Genomic DNA, 15,861 nt, shown 5'->3' with positions numbered 1-15,861 from the left:
TCGTTTTACACAGATAACCGCTTTGCTAAATCCAGCATTTCTGCTCTTGCCTGATCTGACTTCACTGCCCATTGATGCAGCAGCATGGAACAGCTGACCGCCGCTTGCTCCCCGCTGCTTACACGGATCGGCGCCGCTACACATCGAAAGCCCATCACGGACTCCTGATCGTCCAGCGCGTAGCCATCTGCACGGATCGCTTCCAGCTGCTTGAACAGCGCGCTTCGGGTGCTAATCGTATGTGGCGTGAGCTGCGCAAGCTGCTCCTCTGGGTATAACCGAAGCAACTCTTCCTCGCTCAGCTGAGCTAGCATCGCTTTGCCTAGTGCCGTTGCATGAGCCGACAGCCGCATCCCTGGCTCGGATTGCAGCCGAACTGGAGCTACCGCTTCGAGTTTCCCTAAGTAGAGAACCTGATTGCCCGCGCGCCTCGCCAGTTGAACCGTCTCCTGCAGCCGATCACGCGAGCCCGACGCTTCCTCCTGGAACGACTGATGCAGATCATACTGCTTCAAGTACGACGAACCGAATTCGGCAAAAGCATGCCCAAGCGAGTACGTATCTCCCCCGCTCCCGCTGCGCCTCACCCAACCGAGCGTCTCCATTGTGTTCAGAAGCGAGAACATCGAGCTCTTGTTAATGTCCAGCTTCCGCGATAGGTCAATCAGCTTATGCTTGGCCGGCTCCTTAGCGAGTACAGCCAGCACTTTATCTGCCTTCTCTAGCGCAGGCACCCAATATTTGCGTTCCTCTGCCACTGCTACACCATCGCCTCATCCATATCCATTTGGTTTTGCATATAAAACCAACTTTTATATAGTAAACTAATCTATCTCCACTATAGCTCGCGCCACAAGTAATTTCAACATAAAAAACACGGCATCTGCTCCAAAAGGAAGAGCTTGCGCCGCTCCCTGCCTCTCAGCAATAATAACGGTAGAAGACAGAAAGGAAGTGACTTAGCGGATGGACGCACGCGTCACACCTGTCATTAACAGCATCGGTGATATTCGCGTTCAAGCAGGCGGTCATATTCTTGGGCCGCGCGCAATTGAAGATTATGAGCTCGTATACTTTCCAGACGGGACCGGAACGATTTATGAGGTTGAAGAACTGTCTATTCTGCTCGACACACCTTGTTTCGTTCTGACTCAGCCAGGCGTTCAGCACCGCTATCTGTTCGACCGTGACCGCAACGTCCGGCATCTGTTCGTTCATTTCGATTACGAGCTGCTCCGGGCAAAAGATCCGAGGTTCACTTCAATGCTGCAGCAGGTGCACGTCGTCCCGGCCCACCACAGCTCGCTTATTGCCGCCATCTTGCAGCAAATCGTCGTCGTCGCCAACCATCAATCGCATCATTGGAAGCGTCGGTTAACCTCCCTGTTCGATGCCGCACTTGAGGAATTGGCCGCCTACGCTGACAAAACACCAGAGTTCGCAGCAAGCAGCTACCCTGTGCAAATTGCCCGAAGCATCGCCTACATGGACGCCCATTTGACAGAACCGATCACCATCGAGAGCATTGCACAGCAGTCTGGCTGGTCACATGAGCATTTTACTCGCATGTTCGTTGCAGCTGTCGGGATGACGCCAAAGCGGATGCTGCTGGAACGACGGCTGCACTATGCGGAAGAATTGATGATGCGGGGCCAAGGCACAGTGAAGCAAATCTCCTATTTGGCTGGCTTCGGGGACGAGCACCACTTCTCAAAAATGTATAAGCGCATTCGTGGCATTACGGCGACGGAGTACATTGAAAGGTGCAAATCCCCAATTTTCCGCCATGCGGTAATTGAGGATCATCGTGACCGCTCCTTTGTCAACCGACATATTGTCGTTAATGCTGATATCAAATAAACACATCGTTTATTCTCTTTCCTCCATTGAAAACGCTCCCTCACTCCTGCACAATAGAAGCATAATTTACGTTTACTGGAGGAATTCATAACGATGGGAACTTACTATACGCCTAAGTCTCGTGAACGGGAGGACCGTTATCTGGTAAGCACGGACCAGTATACCCATTATCACCGTAATGGTTATCTGGTTGCTAAAGGACTTGTGTCAAAAGAAGACATCGCCGAGCTCTACCAGCTTGCCGAAGATACTCGTTTGAAGACTGCACCAAATGAAGACCGCAACAATGCCAGCGATCCGCTTAATGAAGAATTTAAGCAGCAGACGCGTATCCATATGCTGTCACGACTTAATCCGGCCGCAGAGCGCGGCTTGCTTAATCCTCGTATCGTCGACGTCATCGAAGCATTAATCGGCCCGGATATCTATGCCGTGCAGTCGATGATGTTCCTTAACCCTCCGGGCCGCGGCGGCCAAGGCTGGCATCAGGATGCTTGCTATATCCGGACACACCCCGATACGCTTATCGGCGCATGGATTGCCCTTGAAGAAGTCGATGAAGAGAACGGCTGCCTGTGGGTTGTGCCGGGCTCCAATCATGAGCCGATTTACCCGCCGGACGGTATCGGAGGCGGCAATGTACACGCGGTTGATGCATTCTCCGACCTGCATGCCGTGCAGCATGTGAGTCATCTCGACGATGAGGTCAATACGCTATCCCGCGTCGTTGCTAAATATCCGCCACCGATCTCGGTGCCGATGCAGCCAGGCGATGTCCTATTCTTCCACTCGCATCTGTTCCATAGATCGTATCCGAATCAGACGGTCGATCGCTTCCGCCGCTCCTACGTGCTCCACTATTGCAACGCACGCTCCTGGGTGCCTTGGGATCACGACCACTTCGACGGCGATTCCGGCAACTACCGGCAAATTCTTGCCCGCGGCCGGACACATCTTCCTTATGCCGAGCCGAAGTACGGCACAGAAGTGTATCTCTATGACGGCGACGATTCCGATGGCGAGAATGTCAGCATGATGGGCATGGACGGCATGATGATGCCGGTTGTGCAGAAAAAATAACAATAAGCCGAGTGCGGACTTGATGTCGCATTCGGCTTTTTTATGTTTTGGCGGGTTAGCCAGCAGCAGGACATGCATACTCTTGACACCGCTATTGCTCTTCTCTCTCTTCTCTCTCCTTAGCGCAATCCGAGCAGATAAGCCTACCGCTCTCCTCGATGGCTCCGTTCAAGAAACCATCCTCGCAATAAACGGTATGGTTGCATAGCTGGCACAGTCCGACAAGCTCTCGCATCTGCTTCCCTCCCAACATTTGCAAAGGATTTTGGAAGCAGCTCCCCGAATTGTTAATGTAAGAAGGGGGCTACCGCATATGGATTCATTTTTCTCGCCTCATACTCAGGAACAATTCATCGCTTACACGGCTCCACATCTGTTCATGATCGCCATATTGCTTGGACTTGCTCTGCTGTTGTATCTATTCCGTGATGGCATTCGTGAGCGTACGAGGCTTCGAACTATGATTCGTGCCTCACTGCTCCTCGGACTGGTCGTTCCCGAGGCAGGTCTTTACTATTGGTATGCCGCCGAGCAGCTTTGGAATACCAGGAATACGCTCCCGCTCGAGCTGTGCAGCATTTCGCAAATGCTTGCGATTCTATTGCTGGTCACGCGCAGCAGACTGCTTTACCAAATCGTCTACTTCGCAGGGATCGGAGGGGCGCTGCAGGCGATTTTCACTCCTGATCTCGATTATCCGTATCCGCATTTTCGCTTCTTCCACTTCTTCATCGTGCATATCGCGATCATACTCGCACCACTCTATTTGACCTGGGTTGAGCGATATCGTCCAACCTGGAAATCCATCGGAATCACGATGGTATTCCTCAACATTCTCGTTATCGTAGTCGGCGGAATCGACTTCTGGCTCGATGCCAATTATATGTTCCTTCGTCACAAACCTGCTGGCGCCTCGCTGCTCTCGGTATTGGGACCTTACCCGTATTACTTGCTGGTCGAGGAAGCGATCGCTGTTGTGATCTTTACTTTGATGTATTTACCTTTTGTGGTTGGGCGACGGCGACGGCAGCGAAGATCGGTATAGCCAGTCGACTAGCTCCAGCGACGGGAGACGACTCTGAGAGAGCAGCATCTCCCACCTATTAAAATAACTCTAAGAGATCAAATACGTTTTCTCGGCCTCTCCATCCGCTGAAAATAGCGTTGAGAGAGAGTTTTTCCTCCCTCGTTGCGGTCTTAGACGGCTTTCGGGAGCTGATAGAGGATTTTTCCTCTCTCAGGGGGAGTTGAGCGAGCTTGCGGTTGCTTCAAATCTCGAGATAGGGACTCACAACATCTTCCATACTTATCCTAAATCTGAGAGAACACATACGTTCTCTTAACTCAATAAACACACCCGAATTATCGCTGAGAGATCACACACGTGCTCTCAGCAGCACGAATCGAGTTGCTTGCTACCCCTTTGGCGGTGAGAGATCAATTACGTTCTCTCAGCCTACTTTTTGCCGGTTTCAAACGCTGAGAGATCACATACGTTCTCAGCAGCACGAATCGAGTTGCTTGCTGCCACTTTGGCGGTGAGAGATCACATACGTGCTCTCAGCACCTGAACCGCACCCAAGGCTGCAGCAGTCCTCTCGCCCCCTACCCTACACCACGGTCACAATCGCATCGGCCTGCTGGCCGAGCCTTCGCGCGCCGACGGTGACGTCAGCGGCGATGCGCGCGCGCTTCACGCCGCGCGTGCCCGCTTCCGCTGTCAATTCGAAGCGCAGCTCGTCCGCTGCTCCCGCCGCAAGCTCCACCACTTGCTCCGACGCCTCGATTACGAGGCCCTCGCAAGCTGCAACGAGCCGGACCGTTACCCGCTCCTTCACCTGCAGCGGGTTCAGCACCTCAACCGTGATCGCCACCGTCGCCCCAGCGACTAGCTCGATCTGATAAGGCTTGATCCAAGCGCAGAAACCCTCCGCGCCCATATCAATCTCGCTCAAAGGCAGCAGCTCGTCATGCAGCTGCTTCAAGCTCTCGCCATCGCGAGCGAGCTTCTCCAAGTAGTGGTCCGTCACCTCAAGCGGGTCCCAATGGCCCGATATGATGAGATCCGGCTTCAGCTGCCGATACAGCTCCGCACTTAACTTATAGTCGTGAGATCTGAATTTATTTTGATACACATAATTGTTCAGCTTCCCATCCGTGCCCTGCTGGTCCCCAATTGCAACCACATGCTTGCCGTCCACCTCGAACGAAATCGCCACCGCATACAATGTGTGGCCCGGCTGCTCATAAAGCCGGAATGTATACTCCTCCCACGTAATCGGCTCACCAAGCGGAAGCCGCCGATCCACTGGGATCGGATCGTACCAGAGGCACGGCACATCATATCGCCCCGGCTGTTCCAGCACATCCGCGAAGCTCTCCGCTACCCATGTTTTAGCGCCTTCCACATCCCGCAGCAGATTGAAGCCCGCTAAATGGTCGTCATGATAATGCGTCGGCATAACAACGTCGATGGCTTGCACATGATACCGCTTCTTCAAGAAAGCAATTTGACGCAAATCCGGCCGCCGCGAGGAACGATCTGTCCCCGCATAAAACGCCTGATTAATCGATGGATAGCCGTAATCGATCATCAGCGCCTTGCCGCTCTCCGACAGCAATACATACGAATTGGCAAAAGAGCGCGTATTCCAAAGCAAATGCGGCGTAATCTCCCTATAGTCCGGCTCCTTGCATTGTTCCAAAACTTCATCATTGCCGCGCAGCCGCAACAGCTGCTTCATATTCGCAACCAGAGGATCAATAGCAGCAGCCGGTTCCTCCATGACGAAGCCATGCGACGGCAGCAGCATATCCAGCTCCAGCTCACGCAAGTCCGAGACGGACAGCACCGTACTCACTACACCTTCGCTGCCGTTATACGTCCACTGCGTTGCAGACATCGACCACACTTTGCCTGGTCCAGCGATGAGATCTCCTGTGAACGCTACCTTCCGTCCATCCACCTCCGAAGCAATGGAGATCGAACCGATTGTATGACCAGGCGTCGGCACGATCTGATAAGATCTACCGCCAAAATCATGCCGCGAGTGATCCTTCAATGTTCCCGCAATCGCAACAGGCGCAAGCAATGAAAACCGGTCCTGTCGAACATCATAATTGTTGTAAATCCCTCGTCCATTCCAGTGCAAATCGACGTTCGCGAACAAATCCTGCTCGTGATGCGGTACCCAAATCCGTATACCACAAGCTTCAGCTCGCGAAAGCCCCTGACCCTGATCCCGGTGATGATGGGTCATCAGTACATCTGTTACACGCTCCACGCCGATTGCCGCAAGCTCGTCCAGAATGGAGCCCGATCCGAAATCAATGAGCACCGCCTCAGAACCATTAACAATCACATACACATGGCAAGTATCCTCATGTTGGTATAAATGCTCGGTCAGCTGTCTCATCGTTACATCTGCTCCTTTATATTCCTAGTCACTTTACTCTGTAAAATTTCTCCACTTGCGTGTGCGCCTCCTGTACCTCATACAAAAAAAGTTGCCGCTTGGCATCAGGAATGTTGCAATTTTCCCTACAATAAAGGTACTATCAGAACATTGAGGTTCTACACGACTATCCATTCGACTTTGCATGAGAGGAAATGAATCCATCCAATGATTATCAAACCTAGAACACGCGGTTTTATCTGCACGACCGCTCACCCGACAGGCTGTGCCCTTCAAGTGCAGGAGCAAATCAACTATGTGAAAGAGCATGCACCCATCCAAGGACCGAAGAACGTCCTCGTTATCGGCGCATCCGCAGGCTATGGCCTTGCATCCCGCATCGTAGCAGCATTTGGTGCTGGAGCGAACACAGTCGGCATTTACCGCCAAGGCGAGAGCAAGAACGGTCGTACCGCGTCCGCAGGCTGGTACAACTCCGCTGCATTCGAGCAAGCGGCGCAGGCAGCTGGATTGAAATCGTTCAGCGTAACTGGCGATGCGTTTACAGATGAGACGAAGCAGAAGGCGGTTGAGCTGATCCGTAAAGAGCTCGGCCAAGTCGATCTCGTTGTATATAGCGTTGCATCCGCACGCAGAACCGACCCGCGCACTGGAGAAACGTTCAACTCCGTGCTGAAACCGATCGGCGATACATACACGAACAAGACCGTTAACTTCCATACCGGCGAAGTGAGCATGGTGTCCATCGACCCGGCATCGGAGCAAGAAATCGCAGATACCGTTCATGTTATGGGCGGCGACGACTGGCAGATGTGGATTGATGCCTTGAAGCAAGGCGGCGCGCTGGCTGAAGGTGCAGTGACGGTATCCTACTCCTACATCGGCTCGCAAATTACACAAGCGATCTACAGAGAAGGCTCCATCGGCCAGGCAAAGGATCATCTGGAAGCGACAGCGAAGAAGCTAAGCGAACAGCTGTCTTCCAGTGGCGGCCACGCATACGTAACCGTCAGCAAAGCGCTTGTCACGCAGTCGAGCTCGGCAATTCCTGTCGTCCCGCTCTATATCTCCGCACTGTACAAAGTGATGAAGGAGAAAGGAATTCACGAGGGCTGCATCGAGCAAACATACCGTCTGTTCTCAGAGCGCCTCTACACTGGCAGCGAAGTGCCGGTGGACGCTGAAGGCCGCATCCGAATCGACGACTGGGAGCTGCGCGAGGATGTACAGGAAGAAGTAGCGAAGCTATGGGCAGCGATGACGACTGAGAATATTAACGAAATGTCGGATCTCGAAGGCTATCGCAAAGAGTTCTTCCAGCTGTTCGGCTTCGAGACCGAAGGCGTCGATTATGAAGCAGACGTTGAACCGACCGTGGAAGCACCAAACGTATACTAATGCCCCAAACGGGCAAACAAACTTAAAACTTAGAAACCCGCGTATACACAAGGTACGCGGGTTTCTCTTTGTTTACATAGGGCTAACTACAGGCTCAGCCCAATATTGATGATCCGTGGATAAAATCGATTTCAAAAACTTACCGGTATACGACGCTTCAACTGCTGCTACTTGCTCCGGTGTCCCTTGTGCAACGACGGTCCCGCCGTCTCTTCCGCCATCTGGTCCCAAATCAATTAAGTAATCGGAAACTTTAATGACATCCAAGTGATGCTCGATGACAAGCACGGAGTGTCCATTGTCAACCAACTGGTTCATACAGTCGATCAGCTTCTGAATATCGTGCAGATGCAGTCCAGTCGTCGGCTCGTCGAGAATGTATAGATTATGTGAGCCTCGCTTCAGCTTACTGATTTCGGTCGCCAGTTTAATTCGCTGCGCCTCGCCCCCAGAGAGGGTAGTAGAAGATTGGCCGAGCTTTAGGTAGCCTAGGCCCAATTGATTTAGCACATTTAATTTATGTAGAACGTACGATTGATCGGAGAAGAACAATACCGCATCTTCAATGCTCATATCGAGCACTTGTGCGATGTTCCGCCCATTCAGCAGCACCTCGAGCACGTCGTTATTAAAACGGGCTCCTTTGCAGGACGGACAGACCGACTCTACATCGGGCATAAACTGAAGCTGAGTCGTTATTATCCCTTCGCCCTGGCAATGCTCGCAGCGCCCAGTCTTCTGATTGAAGCTGAACTCGTTCTTGCTGATTCCGCGTACTTTGGCCTCTTCTGTGTCAGCAAACAGCTCACGAATCCGGTCAAAAAATCCAACATACGTAGCTGGATTAGAGCGCGTGCTTCGACCGATCGGCGATTGGTCAATGTTGATGATACCTGTCAAATGTTCAATGCCTTCGATTGAATCATGCGCACCAGGCACAATTCGCTGGTCATGGAAGTGGGCGTACAGCTGCTTAAACATGACTTCATTTATAAGCGTACTCTTGCCGGAACCAGAGACACCAGTGATGCATGTCATGACGCCGAGAGGAATGTCCACACTGACATTACGCAGATTGTTCGCTCTGGCTCCCTTGATACTCAGATAGAGGCTAGACGGAGCCCTCCGTTGAGAAGGCACTTCAATTCTTCTTGCACCGGTCAAAAAGGCTCCAGTCAATGAGTCCTTCTGCTCAAGCAGCTCTAACGCCGTTCCCTGCGCGATAACTTGACCACCCCGCTCGCCAGGTCCTGGTCCAATTTCGATAATATAATCCGCGCTGCGAATCGTATCAAGGTCATGTTCGACGACGATGATGGTGTTGCCGATATCGCGCAGCTTCTTCAAAGTCTCCACGATTCTCATACTGTCCCTGGCATGCAGTCCGATACTCGGCTCGTCCAGCACATAGAGCATTCCCATTAGTCCGGTGCTGATTTGCGTGGATAACCGGATACGCTGTGCCTCTCCGCCAGAGATGGTGTCCGATCTTCGACCCAAGTGCAAATACTCGAGCCCAATATCGATGAGCAGCTTAAGCCTCGACATAATTTCAACAACGATTTGCCCGGCCGCCTGCTTCTTCTCTTCCGAGAACGCTACATGATCAAGTAACGATTTCAATTCTTTCAGAGGCATGCTGCATAGCTCATGGATATCCCTACCGTCGATACGCACACAGAACCTTTGGGCTTTGAGCTTCTTGCCCTCACAGTCCGGACAAGTATGCTCCACCATGACCCTCTTGAAAAAGTCACTATCCCCAATGCCGTTCTCGCCTCTTCGTTTCACATGCTGCTTATACCAACGGTTCACCTCATTGACGAGTCCGCCGTATTTTCTCAGCTTGCCTTCCTGGCTCTTCGCATGACGAGAATGATCTTCTGTCACCAATATCGGAAACTGCTCGCCCCTGGTTCCGTGGAATAATCGGTCGACGAAGTCTTCCGGCAACTCTTTAAACGGGGTGTCCAAGCTGCAGCCGTAGTGTGCAAACATGCTGTGAAACAACATTCCCTGATATGATTTCTTCGTGCTGGGTCCGTATATATTATGGTCGAGTGCGCCTTTGCTGACGCTTTTCTCCGGGTTCTTGATTAAGAAGCGCTTCTCTGTCCGCAAATAGGTACCGATCCCGCCGCATGTCCGGCATGCACTTCCTGGATCGTTAAAGGAGAAATAAGAAGGGTGCAGCTCACCGATAACAAGATGATGCTCCGGGCAGCCGAAGTTCTGGTAAAACGCACCCATATCAACGGGTTCACCATCCGAACTTTCAACCTCGAATCGGATAAAGCCATCGCCGACCAGCTCTAGACTATTTTCAATCGTTTTGGCGAGTGATTTGAAAAGTCCAGGCATGACGACCACTTTATCGACGATGACCTCCATCTGATACTCCGCTTCATCATCGAGCTCGAGCGGGTCGCTCAAGTTATGAATCTGCCCGTCGATTTTGACGGAGCGGAAGCCTTTGCTCCGAATCTCGTCAAACAACGTCTGGTAGTCTTCGTCGTACAGCTTAAAGATCGGAGCGAGCACCTCAAGCTCGGTTCCCGCCGGCAATGCCTGCACGTGATCAATCATCTGGCTGACCGACTTGGTTGCAATCGGATGCTGGCAGAACGGACAGCACGCTTCACCTGAAGAGGCGAACAATAGTCTCATGAAGTCATACATGTCCGTCATCGTACCAACTGTGGAGCGAGGATTCGAGTTTCCCTTCTTCTGCTCAATTGCAATGACCGGAGACAACCCGAATACAAAATCGACATCCGGCTTCTTCAGCTGGTTCATCCGGCTTTTGGCGAACGTAGACAGCGATTCGAGGAAGCGGCGCTGACCTTCACCGTAAATGACCTCGAATGCAAGTGAGGATTTACCGGAACCGCTCACACCCGTAATAACCGTCAATTGATCCCGGGGGATGAGGACGTCAATATTCTTCAAATTGTTTTGCCTGGCGCCTCGTACCTCGATATTCTTTTTCATCGGCATCAACGACTCCTTCAGATAAACTTACTCTTCCTCCTCAAGCAGATAGGCTGGTTCCTCCAAATAAACTCTACTCTTTGGAGTAGCCTTCACGTCGCTTGGAAACAGCGCCAGATACCCGCGGTTAACGAGCCAGCTGCAGGCGAGCTCGAGTGTGCCCGTGTCCATGCGGATCACTATTCCGATCTTTTCCACTATTTCCGATATCGAGCGAACATCTTGCTCCAGGTTCAAGTAATCGAGAATCGGAGAGAACAACTCTTTCTCCCTTTCTTGAACGAACAGGACTATTCTCTCTAAGGCTGCTTTCACCTTCGCTTTATCGACTGCACCACCAACTAGCCCGATGTAAATCTCCTGGAAAAAAACCGGATTAATTTTCATCGCTTGCAGAACAGCTTCACGCATTGGAACCTCATTGTTACGAATCACTTCGATTTGTGCAAGTGTATCAATCATTTTGATCATCCAAAATGCGCTGTACAGCTCATCTTCCTTCACGTAAAGCCATTTCTCCGCTTTAGCGAGTCCGCCAAGCACGAAGCAGCCCAGCTGCAAGAGCTGAAGCTGCCGATCACGGTCGCCAATATAGCGGATATTCGCAATGTAGTCTTCCAAGGATTTATCCTTGGTGAATAGCAGCGTTCCCCGCAGCATGTAGGAATGAACGAAAGAAGTGGATAGAGATTTCTCTATCCACCGCTTGAATTCATCGCGGGTTTGTATGCTTGCATTAATGGCAATCCCATTCTCAACAAAGCACATGCCATGCTTGATCAGCTTCTGATCATGCACAATTAGCTTGATATCAATGTCGGATTTCTCCCACACTTGATCATAGGAGAGACTGCCAAGCAATATCGCTGCGATGACTTGATCATCATTTCTTGTCTTCTCCACAAATGCCTGTAAGGCTTCTTGGTACATGGCGCTAGTTGTGGAGTTATCCTTTGTCATATAACAATCACCTCGCTGAGCTATTCAACAAGCCCTGAACGTGCAACACCTTGAATGAAATATCGCTGTAGGAGCAGATAAACAATGAGCATCGGCAGCAGACAAACGAATGTCGCGCCCATTACGACAGGCAAGCTGAACACTTCAAAGTTACTGCCTGTTATTGTAGTCAGCGATTGATATAGACGTGGAAGCATCATCGGAATCGTGAATTTCTCTTCAGAGGTCAAGTAGATGGACGGCTCGAAGAAATCGTTCCAATGCCATACAAGCGACAGCAGCGCCGTAACGACGATAGCTGGCGGAGTCAGCGGCAAGATGATACGCCAGTATACTCGGAAGCTACCGCATCCATCCACCCGAGCAGCGTCCTCAAGTTCCCAAGGAAGCCCACGGAACAGCTGACGGAAGATGAAGATAAACAGCGCACCGCGCAGTCCTCCCCCGAAGAAGGAAGGTACGACCATCGGCAGTATACTGTCGGTCCATCCGATCGTTTTGTACTGCATGAACAGCGGCACAATGATCGTTTGCGGAGGCACGATCATGGTGAACATGCAGAGAACGAACAGCAGCTCACGGCCCGGAAATTTGATGCGAGCAAACCCGTATGCGATGAAAGAGCAAGACAGGAGCTGACCGACTACACTAAGGCCAGAGATCAGGACCGAGTATTTCAAATGTTTCATGAACTGCAAGCCTTGCATGCCGTAATAGAAATTCTCCCAAGCTAGACTCTTCGGAAGCCACTTGATTGTAAAGTCGAGCAAATCTTCAGGCTGTTTGAGAGCAGTCGTAACCATATAAATGAACGGATAGAGAAAAACGAAGGCCAAATCAATGAGAATGACATAGACAAAGATGTGGTAGATCAGCGAGATCCAACGGCTCTTGCTCCCAAACCGGCTGACCAAGGCGTTGTTGCGAATTGCTTTTACTTTGCTCTCGACCTTGGCCCGATCAATGGCAGCAGTGCGCTGCTTGGACTTTGATATCGGAATCGACTTCACGCTGCACCTCCTAACAGTTTTTGCTACACTTTATTTTTCTCCTGTGTAAACAACCAGACGTCTAGTCGAAGCAAACACGAGAACGAGAAGCACGAATATGAACAGGAAGTAGATCCAGCCCAAAGCGGATGAATACCCCATCTCAATCTTCGTAAAGGCCGTATCCTTGATATACACCATCATGCGATTGTTAATATCCGTGAAGGAATCGACACAGGTGTAAACCAAATTGAGTAGAATGATCGGTGTCATCAGCGGAAGCGTAATCTTCCAGAACATCTCCCATTCCGTTGCCCCATCGCATCTTGACGATTCATAGAGGGAAACGGGAATACCTTGAAGCCCTGCAAGGAACAGTAGAATCTGCACGCCTGTTTTCCAGAAGATCACCGTCAGCCTGCTTAACATATCGAAGACGATCTGAGAGAATGTCGGTCCCATATACAGGAACACTTCATCAGGTACTCCGATTCCGTTGACTAACGTATCCCTGCCGACCCCGGCGTATAACAGCTGCTGCATCGCAAGACCGGAGCCAATCAAGACAGGAAGGAAGAATGCAGCCCTGAAAAAAGCCCGTCCTCGGATGTTATGATTGAGCATTATAGCAATGATCAGCGAGAATACAATGATAAGCGGTGTATTGATGACCGCATCCTGTACAACTGATATGAACAGCGGGACGAAATTCGTATCGAGCACGAATGCCTTGTTGAAATTCTCCCATCCGACACTTCTAAGCTGGAAGTTGCCGACCCCCACCACCTCGTGAAAGCCGAGATAGAGGGAGTAAGCGAGCGGATACAACATGAATAGTGCGAAACCGATCACCCATGGAGCGATATATACGTAACCTGCGAGCATCTTCTTTCGTTCCAGGCTTAATTTACGCCCTAACATGGTTATCCCCCTTTCTTCACGACGATGAAGTTTTTATCCGGCACGACCGAATCCCCGATTTGAACCGACCGAGGCGAATAATTGACGATAACCCGCGTTCCGTCCTCATACTCGGTCTCGTACACATCCTCTTGCAGCTTGCGATGCTCAGTCATAGCCTGCGACCAAACAGGCTGCAGCTTCTCGCTCATTTCTTTGTATTGGGTAATGGATTGATTGACCCAATTGCCGTAATCCGAACTGAATAGATCGCTGTAATAGGTGTCTTTAAGATCCTCCGCATAGTTCTTCGTAAATTGATAGTAAGGCATGTAGCCGTATTCTACCATCTTGAGATACTGCATTTGAGGATCATAGAACAGGTTCTGTGCATCTCCCGAGTAAGGGATCAGCCCATGGACCACCATTTGATAGAACGGAATCGTCTCATCGGTAAAGAAGTATCCGCTGTCGTCCATCGGGATGCCGAATAGGCGCGACGAATGTTTGAGCGTGTAACCATTTCCACCGATCGAGGCTGCATCTCCGAACTGCTTCACCGACTTATCCATCATCTCTCCCCACTGCTTGGCCGTTCCTTCCCGAGTGAGCGGATAATCTTTGTTGTAGTCAAAGTAGTCGATATACCCAACAGCGTCAAAGTTAATGCCTGAGATACCCAGTTTACGCAGCGGATCAATCACCTTGTCTTCAAACGCCGCATTTTGCTTACCTGCATTCAGGAAGAATTCATAGCTATAACGGTCTGTGACGGCAAAATGGTTGGCGCCGACAACGACGTCACTACGCTTAGAGAATCCATCGAATTCACTCCAAGCATCGACATAGTCGTCCTGCAGAAACAGCTGAACGTTCTGCTCTTTCGTATAGTCGCTTAATTTCTTCAATCCGTCTGTTCCCCCGAGTTTGGAGGCTGGCTTATACCCGGATGGGTAAGCTAAATATCCTCGCCCAGTCCAGCCCAGCAGATTTGCGGAAATGTCGCTTACGCCACGTTTCTTCAAGTCAGCCATAATTTCCTTCGCCTGATCAAAGGTCGTCGTTGGAATGAAATGATCAAACAAAATTTGGCCCTTCTTGATTCCCATAAGCAAATCAAGCCCGAACGGAATCGGATCACCTTTCTTAATACGAGGAGCAATACCCTGCTCGTTGACTAGGAAGTCCCGGTAAGCACTGGCCATATGACCGTAATCGGCTTCCTTGTCGCTAAAGAAGACGTAGCGGACTGTGCGATCTTCCCGCAGCATATCCTTCTCTGGCTTTCTGGCCAAGTTTCCGTCTTTCTTAACCGCTTCATAATCACGACGATAGACAAGCTCCGAGGTTACCCGGTTCAGATTAATCAAATAGCCGCTCGGTGAGTAAAGAATGTTCGCATCGTATTCGCCCTCGGTAATCATGCCGAGAAAAGCATTGTTGTTCACCTTCAAGCCGAATATCGGGAGCATCGCGTTCTCTTGCCGTTTAAAGTTGTTGAACGAGATCGTATCCGGTCCATATACGCTTGCGCGGTAGGGATCCAAATAGCTCGAATGGTGCGCTTTAAAGGTCGACAGCGCGCCAGGTCCGTCAGGATAAACGGCATAGCCCTGATCTTGGTCCGATGCCGCTCCGAAGAACGGAAGCGGGGCAATCTTCATCACCCAGTTGTTCTTCGATTCTTGAACGGATTTCCCCGGCACTTTAACCTCCAAGGCATTATCCTTCAACGTAAATTCCATATCGAAGCTAATTTGCAATTGCTTTAGCTCATAGTGTACAGATATTCCGTTTTCAAGAGGCTTCGTCTTTATGACCGGCTGCTCAATAACCGAGTTCGTCTCAAGCTGTTCAAACGCCGGACGATTGGGATCCGTATACGTCAGGTGAAAGATAGACTGGCTGCTCGCAGCCCACAGCTCATTCCCATCCTCGACGGCCTGCTTATGCTGGACCGCCGAATCCCATACGTACCCGTTGCTCTTGTCTTTCACCTTTATCGCGGAGTCGGATGACCGGAACAGCAGCTCAAGGCGGTCCGTTTCCGCAATCTTCTCAAAGCTGCCAGTAGGCTCCTGCGCCTCTGTAGTCGTTGACTCATCCGCTGCAGCTTGCACCACATCGCCCCTCGGCTTCAGTTCCTGATTCGCGCGTTCAACTGCGCTTCGCAGCGAGGGTAATGCCAAGAACACAAGCGCCGCAATGATCATGCCTACAGCTCCATAATAGATGCTACGTTTGGCTGTACTCGTATTCATGGGGCC

12 protein-coding genes are annotated in these 15,861 nt (G+C 51.0%); 4 read left to right on the top strand and 8 right to left on the bottom strand.

Annotation, left to right across the window (positions count from 1 at the left end; all coding sequences use genetic code 11):
- Positions 1-5 precede the first annotated feature (5 nt).
- A complete protein-coding gene (locus tag BMY11_RS01435) occupies positions 6-758 on the bottom strand; it encodes an IclR family transcriptional regulator (RefSeq protein WP_090572692.1) in 753 nt (250 codons plus the stop codon).
- A 208-nt stretch (positions 759-966) separates the two neighbouring features.
- Between BMY11_RS01435 and BMY11_RS01430 the strand changes: the two genes are divergently transcribed.
- Both BMY11_RS01430 and BMY11_RS01425 read left to right on the top strand, forming a co-directional pair.
- A complete protein-coding gene (locus BMY11_RS01430; protein ID WP_090572691.1) occupies positions 967-1,860 on the top strand; it encodes an AraC family transcriptional regulator in 894 nt (297 codons plus the stop codon).
- Positions 1,861-1,953: 93 nt separating this feature from the next.
- Positions 1,954-2,940, top strand: a complete 987-nt coding sequence (locus tag BMY11_RS01425) for a phytanoyl-CoA dioxygenase family protein (RefSeq protein WP_090572690.1) — start codon at positions 1,954-1,956, stop codon at positions 2,938-2,940.
- 91 nt (positions 2,941-3,031) lie between these two features.
- Here the strand turns inward: BMY11_RS01425 and BMY11_RS28680 are convergent, their stop codons facing one another.
- A complete protein-coding gene (locus tag BMY11_RS28680) occupies positions 3,032-3,175 on the bottom strand; it encodes a hypothetical protein (protein WP_177182455.1) in 144 nt (47 codons plus the stop codon).
- Between the two features lie 78 nt (positions 3,176-3,253).
- On the opposite strand from BMY11_RS28680, the gene BMY11_RS01420 reads away from it, so the two are divergent.
- Positions 3,254-3,985, top strand: coding sequence for a YwaF family protein (locus tag BMY11_RS01420; protein ID WP_090572689.1), 732 nt, complete (start codon positions 3,254-3,256; stop codon positions 3,983-3,985).
- A gap of 565 nt (positions 3,986-4,550) precedes the next feature.
- Here BMY11_RS01420 and BMY11_RS01415 read toward each other — a convergent pair.
- Positions 4,551-6,356, bottom strand: a complete 1,806-nt coding sequence (locus tag BMY11_RS01415; protein ID WP_090572688.1) for an MBL fold metallo-hydrolase — start codon at positions 6,354-6,356, stop codon at positions 4,551-4,553.
- Positions 6,357-6,563: 207 nt separating this feature from the next.
- Here BMY11_RS01415 and fabV point away from each other — a divergent pair, with 207 nt between their 5' ends.
- Positions 6,564-7,754, top strand: coding sequence for an enoyl-ACP reductase FabV (fabV, locus tag BMY11_RS01410; RefSeq protein WP_090572687.1), 1,191 nt, complete (start codon positions 6,564-6,566; stop codon positions 7,752-7,754).
- A 72-nt stretch (positions 7,755-7,826) separates the two neighbouring features.
- Here the strand turns inward: fabV and uvrA are convergent, their stop codons facing one another.
- Genes uvrA through BMY11_RS01385 form a run of 5 tightly spaced genes read right to left on the bottom strand, consistent with a single transcriptional unit; the run spans position 7,827 to position 15,855 of the window.
- Positions 7,827-10,745: an excinuclease ABC subunit UvrA gene (uvrA, locus tag BMY11_RS01405; protein ID WP_090573480.1), complete on the bottom strand. Its 2,919-nt coding sequence runs from the start codon at positions 10,743-10,745 to the stop codon at positions 7,827-7,829.
- Between the two features lie 27 nt (positions 10,746-10,772).
- Positions 10,773-11,705 carry a hypothetical protein gene (locus BMY11_RS01400; protein WP_090572686.1) on the bottom strand — a complete coding sequence of 311 codons (933 nt, stop codon included), beginning with the start codon at positions 11,703-11,705 and terminating at the stop codon, positions 10,773-10,775.
- Positions 11,706-11,725: 20 nt separating this feature from the next.
- Positions 11,726-12,715 carry a carbohydrate ABC transporter permease gene (locus tag BMY11_RS01395; RefSeq protein WP_090572685.1) on the bottom strand — a complete coding sequence of 330 codons (990 nt, stop codon included), beginning with the start codon at positions 12,713-12,715 and terminating at the stop codon, positions 11,726-11,728.
- Positions 12,716-12,745: 30 nt separating this feature from the next.
- Positions 12,746-13,615, bottom strand: coding sequence for a carbohydrate ABC transporter permease (locus tag BMY11_RS01390; RefSeq protein WP_090572684.1), 870 nt, complete (start codon positions 13,613-13,615; stop codon positions 12,746-12,748).
- Positions 13,616-13,617: 2 nt separating this feature from the next.
- On the bottom strand, positions 13,618-15,855 hold the full coding sequence (locus BMY11_RS01385; RefSeq protein WP_090572683.1) for a DUF5696 domain-containing protein: 2,238 nt from the start codon (positions 15,853-15,855) through the stop codon (positions 13,618-13,620).
- Between the last annotated feature and the right edge of the window lie 6 nt (positions 15,856-15,861).

It is taken from the genome of Paenibacillus sp. OV219, assembly GCF_900110075.1.
GTDB lineage: Bacteria > Bacillota > Bacilli > Paenibacillales > Paenibacillaceae > Paenibacillus_Z.
This window is presented reverse-complemented; position numbering and strand designations above follow the sequence as displayed.

Bases quoted from the DNA above. Each gene is read 5' to 3' on its own strand.
- BMY11_RS01430 (WP_090572691.1), top strand. From the start codon at position 967: ATGGACGCACGCGTCACACCTGTCATTAACAGCATCGGTGATATTCGC.
- BMY11_RS01425 (WP_090572690.1), top strand. From the start codon at position 1,954: ATGGGAACTTACTATACGCCTAAGTCTCGTGAACGGGAGGACCGTTAT.
- BMY11_RS28680 (WP_177182455.1), bottom strand. From the start codon at position 3,175: ATGCGAGAGCTTGTCGGACTGTGCCAGCTATGCAACCATACCGTTTAT.
- BMY11_RS01420 (WP_090572689.1), top strand. From the start codon at position 3,254: ATGGATTCATTTTTCTCGCCTCATACTCAGGAACAATTCATCGCTTAC.
- BMY11_RS01415 (WP_090572688.1), bottom strand. From the start codon at position 6,356: ATGAGACAGCTGACCGAGCATTTATACCAACATGAGGATACTTGCCAT.
- fabV (WP_090572687.1), top strand. From the start codon at position 6,564: ATGATTATCAAACCTAGAACACGCGGTTTTATCTGCACGACCGCTCAC.
- uvrA (WP_090573480.1), bottom strand. From the start codon at position 10,745: ATGAAAAAGAATATCGAGGTACGAGGCGCCAGGCAAAACAATTTGAAG.
- BMY11_RS01400 (WP_090572686.1), bottom strand. From the start codon at position 11,705: ATGACAAAGGATAACTCCACAACTAGCGCCATGTACCAAGAAGCCTTA.
- BMY11_RS01390 (WP_090572684.1), bottom strand. From the start codon at position 13,615: ATGTTAGGGCGTAAATTAAGCCTGGAACGAAAGAAGATGCTCGCAGGT.
- BMY11_RS01385 (WP_090572683.1), bottom strand. From the start codon at position 15,855: ATGAATACGAGTACAGCCAAACGTAGCATCTATTATGGAGCTGTAGGC.